The organism is Bartonella queenslandensis AUST/NH15, from assembly GCF_000312585.1.
Lineage (GTDB): Bacteria > Pseudomonadota > Alphaproteobacteria > Rhizobiales > Rhizobiaceae > Bartonella > Bartonella queenslandensis_A.
In genome coordinates this window covers 41,435-46,060 of sequence record NZ_HE998006.1, presented here as the reverse complement: position 1 = coordinate 46,060, position 4,626 = coordinate 41,435, and the positions used below count along the sequence as shown (strand labels likewise).

Genomic DNA, 4,626 nt, shown 5'->3' with positions numbered 1-4,626 from the left:
TCCCTTTATCTGCAGCATCTGAATCTGTATCGACATCCGTTACGACCACGCCTACACCATCATCAGAAGGAATAACAATCAAACCATAATCTTCCAATGTTTCCTCTAAATTACCGCTCTCATTTGAAGATTTTGAACCCTCTTTCTTATTTTCATCTTCAGACATTGAAGCAAGCTTGACCTTTATATTCTCCTCCTTACCTGATCTCCAAATCCCTATGGCTACCGTTTCTCCTGGTTTAATATTTGCAATACGTTTCGCCAAATCACGCGCATCAGTAATCTTTTCATTATTCACCGAAATGATGACATCACCAGCCTTGATACCAGCCTTTTCTGCTGGTCCTTTTAACGGATCAGTAACCAGAGCACCCTTGGCTTCTTTTAAACCTATTGAATCAGAAATCTCCTTTGTGACCGGTTGAATCTGAACGCCTAACCAACCCCGCTGAACTGAGCCTTTTTCAATAAGTTGTTGTACAACCTGTTTCACAGTCGCTGCCGGAATAGCAAAAGCAATCCCTACGTTGCCGCCAGAAGGAGAAAAAATTGCTGTATTAACCCCAACAACCTTTCCATTAAGATCAAATGTTGGACCACCAGAATTTCCTCTATTAACAGCGGCATCAATCTGAATAAAATCATCATAAACACCCGTGCCGATATCACGTCCACGTGCCGAAACAATACCTACTGTCACAGTCCCACCAAGACCAAATGGACTTCCTATGGCAACAACCCAATCTCCAACACGAAGCTTTGAATCATCACCAAAATCAACATAGGAAAATTTTCTTTTATCATTCACTTTTAATACGGCAAGGTCGGTTTTTGGGTCTTTTCCAATGAGCTTTGCATTCAATTCTGTACCATCATCAAGAACAACAGTATAACTTGTCCCGTCAGAAATTACATGATCATTGGTCACAATATAACCATCAGACGAAACAAAAAAACCCGATCCAAAAGCGACAGAACGAAGTCTTTGTGAATGATTGGGAAATTTATTTTTAGGCTTATCAAAATCATAAAACTCTTTAAAAAGCCTTTTCAAAGGATGTTGATCGGGTAATTGATCAATCCCTGGACCACTGAAAAAGTTGCTAAAGAACCAATCTTCTTTCTTTTTATTGCTCTTTACTTGCACTGCAACAACTGCTGATTTCACTTGAGCAACGATATCTGCAAATCCCTGTTGTTGCACTAATGAAGTAAATACAGAACTTGCATGAGCCTTTGTCGTCCATAAGCTTGATGTGCATCCACTAAAAAACAGTGCACTCTCTAATACGGCGGAAAAACTTACTGCAACAAATGTTTTAAAGAAAGTTTTTTTTAACATTTATTCTATGCTCCTATTCAATCATACTTTCTATCCCAATCTGATCACTTATAAAATACCAGACCTTACCGTTTTCTGTCTAAATTGTTAAAATTTTGTAAGATTTCAGTATTCCCCAATATAATGACAATAAGGCTCAATGTTTATTGCAAATGATCTGAATTTTTCTTTTATGTAACATCTTTTTAATGCAATGGCATCTTTAACTGTTCTTTTTCATCCACATAAATTATTATTTCTCGCGCTTATACCGTTTTAACTGGAAAAATATGATACTTGCACCCATGATGATAATAATCAAAGGTGAAAACCATAAAAACCATGTTGTTTTATTTAATGGTGGTTTTAGGAGAATGAATTCACCATATCGTTCAACAAGAAAGTCAATCACTTGCTGATTGCTATAACCCATTTTTAGTTTTTCTCGAATTAAAAGCCGTAAATCACGCGCCAGAGAAGCATCTGAATCATCAATTGATTGATTTTGGCAAACAGGACATCGTAAATGCGATGAAATATCGCGTGCTCGCCTTTCAAGAACTATATCCTTTAAAATCTCATCCGGCTCTACTGCTATCGCTAATCGAACAGGAAACATTGCAATGAAAAACAATAAAATACAAAGATTTTTTTTCATCTCAATGTCTCCTCCAAAAATTTAAAGCAAGCAACATCCTCTTGTACATGCCAATGCGAAACCAATACCCTAAAAGAGAAAGACATCCTCCCATAGCCATCATGAATGCCCCCAACCAAATGCATATTATATAAGGCTTCCACCATATATGCACAACAAGCCCCCGATTATCGAGATGTCCCGGCACAATATAAAGCTGTGATAAGCCATGATTTTGAAGACCAACTTCCGTCGTCGATGTATTTTGACTTGCATAAAATCTCTTTGAGGCTGTTACATGACCCACAATGTTTTTATTTTCATATATTTTAAAACAAAACTCCATTGCCGAATAATTCGAACCAAAACGATTATGTACGGTATCAAAATGAAGCATTTTATCTGCTATCGTCACCCTATCTCCTATGTTCATGATTAAAATACGTTCTTGACCAAAACTTGCTACAAAGACAATGCCAAATAATGTAACACTTAGTCCCATATGTGCCATTGCTGCACCAAAAACAGACCACGGCAATCCAAGAAACCTCTTCATGCGTACTGAAAAAGCTTTCTTGCCATATCCACTCTTTCCCCATAGATCCGCTAAACTTCCTAAAAAAACAAACGCTGAAAGACCAATGCCAAAAATTGCAAGGATATCATGTAAAGATGTTGCATAAAATAGTATAAAGCAGACGATACCAACCAAGACAAAAACAAACCACAACCGTTCAAAAACTGCAAGAAAATCACCGTGTTTCCATGCCATCATTGATCCAAATGGAACAAACAGCAAAAGCAAAAGCATGAATGGTCCACAGGTAAGATTAAAAAAAGCAGCCCCTACAGAAATTTTTTGCCCTGTTAACATCTCAATAAAATAAGGATAGAGCGTACCAATCAATACTGTTGCTGTTATTGTTGTTAGTAATAAGTTATTTAAAACAATAAACCCTTCACGCGAAATTGGTTGAAAAAAGCTTTCTGTTCTTAAAAGAGGGATGCGCAAAGCAAAAAGAAGAAAAGCCGCTCCCGTGAAGAAAAATAAAATTGCAAGAATTGCTTGCCCCCGTGCTGGATCAACAGCAAAACTATGAACAGAAACTAAAAGTCCCGAACGAACAAGAAATGTTCCCATAAGAGAAAGAGAAAAAGTGAGCAGTGCTAAAAACAAAGTCCAACTTTTCAATATTCCTCGTTTTTCGAGAACAAGAGTAGAATGTAAAAGAGCCGTTCCTGAAAGCCAAGGCATAAACGAAACATTTTCAACAGGGTCCCAAAACCAATACCCCCCCCATCCTAGCTCATAATAAGCCCAATAGGAGCCAACCGTAATCCCCAATGTCAAAAAACACCAAGAAAGTAAAAGCCAAGGACGAACCCAACGTGCCCAAATCCTATCAACATGCCCCATAATCAATGCCGCAATGGCAAAAGAAAAGCAGAGTGAAAAACCAACATAACCTAAATAAAGAAGGGGTGGATGAATCGCTAATGCGATATCTTGTAAAAGAGGATTGAGATCATTTCCCTGTAATGCTGGTGGATTCACACGTAAAAACGGGTTGGATACAAAAAGAATAAATAAAAGAAAAGCGCTTGTAATCCAACTTTGGCAAATTAAAATAAGTGTCTTAAAATCTTCTAGCAAATATTGGCTAAAGGAAGCCATCAATGCACTAAAAAAAGCAAGACATAAAACCCATAACAACATAGAGCCTTCGTGGTTGCCCCAAACACCCGTAATTTTATAGAGCATCGGTTTTTCTGAATGAGAATTCTCAACAACGTTCAAAACAGAAAAATCAGAGATGACATGAGCGTAAATCATCACTAAAAAAGATAAGAGCAATAATATAAAAGTGATATATGTTAAAGGAATAGCTGTTTGCATTAACAAACGCTCTTTCTTCCAAAAACCTAAAGCAGGTAAGAAAGCTTCTAGTAAGCTTACGGCAAGTGCTGCAGCTAAAAAAATATGCCCCAGTTCGATAAGCACAATCGAATTATTTCTCCACACTGTAATGTTTTTTCAAGCGATCAGCGGTTTCTTTAGGCATATAAGTTGCATCATGTTTTGCGAGAATACGCGTCCCTATAAAAAAACCATGTTTATCAAAATGCCCTTCTACAATCACTCCCTGACCTTCACGAAAAAGATCCGGTAAAGCACCATTGAAAATCACTTTTTCATGTTTTGTGTTATCCGTTACAAAAAAAATAACACTACTCTCTCCCACATATTGAACGGTCTCCTTTTCAACAAAGCCGCCTAAACGTAAAGGGCGCCCCGTTAAAATATCTTCTCTTGTAATTTCAGAGGGCATTCTAAAAAAACTGACCGCATGACGCATTGCATACACAATAAGACTTGTTGCAATTGCCATAACCAAACAACATAATAAGATGATCAGTAAGCGCTTTTTTTTTCGCTGCTCTAAAATAATCTTCAACGCAGCAGAATTCTCTAAAGAGTAATTGTTCATAGTCTACGAAAAAATTTTAAACACGTTATATAAGCACCCATTTCTATAGTTTATTTTTTAAAGAGTTTTGCACATCTTCTATAGAGGTGCAACTTTTTATCCAATACTTTACCTTTGCTAATAAGCTTACCAATATTTTTCTTACTTTTTTTAGCAATTTTTACTTAACGTATCACCAC

The 4,626-nt window shown here is 37.0% G+C and carries 4 protein-coding genes; all 4 read right to left on the bottom strand.

The features are described from left to right. The coding region (locus tag BN338_RS06790; RefSeq protein WP_039760338.1) for a S1C family serine protease at window positions 1–1,342 on the bottom strand (1,342 nt) is incomplete at its 3' end. Window positions 1,343–1,574: 232 nt separating this feature from the next. Then, window positions 1,575–1,979, bottom strand: a complete 405-nt coding sequence (locus tag BN338_RS06785; RefSeq protein ID WP_039760335.1) for a cytochrome c-type biogenesis protein — start codon at window positions 1,977–1,979, stop codon at window positions 1,575–1,577. Window position 1,980: 1 nt separating this feature from the next. Continuing rightward, window positions 1,981–3,960, bottom strand: coding sequence for a heme lyase CcmF/NrfE family subunit (locus BN338_RS06780; RefSeq protein WP_039760387.1), 1,980 nt, complete (start codon window positions 3,958–3,960; stop codon window positions 1,981–1,983). Between the two features lie 7 nt (window positions 3,961–3,967). Continuing rightward, a complete protein-coding gene (gene ccmE, locus BN338_RS06775) occupies window positions 3,968–4,447 on the bottom strand; it encodes a cytochrome c maturation protein CcmE (protein WP_039760333.1) in 480 nt (159 codons plus the stop codon). Between the last annotated feature and the right edge of the window lie 179 nt (window positions 4,448–4,626).